Origin of the sequence: Actinomyces sp. S6-Spd3, from assembly GCF_000758755.1 — a bacterium.
GTDB lineage: Bacteria > Actinomycetota > Actinomycetes > Actinomycetales > Actinomycetaceae > Pauljensenia.
In genome coordinates, this window is the sequence record NZ_JRMV01000134.1 from 1 (window position 1) to 667 (window position 667).

Here is a 667-nt window from a genome sequence, read left to right on the forward strand (position 1 = left end):
GCTTTGCAAGCGCACGGACGCGACCCGCGTGAACTCGAAGACCTACTGGCGGTAGATAACGTGAATCCTTCCGTCACGCTGTGTGCCCGCCCGGGCTTGATTCTGCCGATCGATCTGGCCGAGGACGTGGAATATTTCTTAAAGACCAGCGCGCGCCCGGGTGACTACTCCGAATGGGCGGTGGTCATTGGGGGAGGGGACCCGGGGCGTCTGCCAGAGATTCGCGATGGGCGCGCAGCGGTGCAGGACGAGGGCTCACAGCTTGTGGCTACGGCTTTCGCCGAAACCGAGGTGCAAAACGACGACGTGCGATGGCTCGACATGTGTGCTGGCCCCGGAGGGAAGGCAGGCCTAGTTGGCGCAATCGCGGATGCCAGGGGAGCACACCTTGTAGCCAACGAGGTGTCAGAACATCGCGCGAAGCTTGTTGAAGCTACAACGCGTCAGCTCACTGGGATTACTGTACAGGTGGGCGACGGGCGAGACCTGGGCGGTGAGAAGTTTGATCGCATTATCTTGGACGCTCCGTGCACGGGCCTGGGCGCTCTTCGCCGGCGTGCAGAATCGCGTTGGCGCAAGCAGATTACCGACGTTGCAGACCTCGTTAAACTTCAGGCCGAGCTAATCGATTCTGGTCTTGACGCGTTGAATGTTGGCGGCGTGCTCG

At 61.2% G+C, this 667-nt stretch carries 1 protein-coding gene; it reads left to right on the top strand.

Annotation, left to right across the window (positions count from 1 at the left end):
• A partial coding sequence (locus HMPREF1627_RS00800) for an RsmB/NOP family class I SAM-dependent RNA methyltransferase (protein WP_034500346.1) occupies positions 1-667 on the top strand: 667 nt, incomplete at both ends.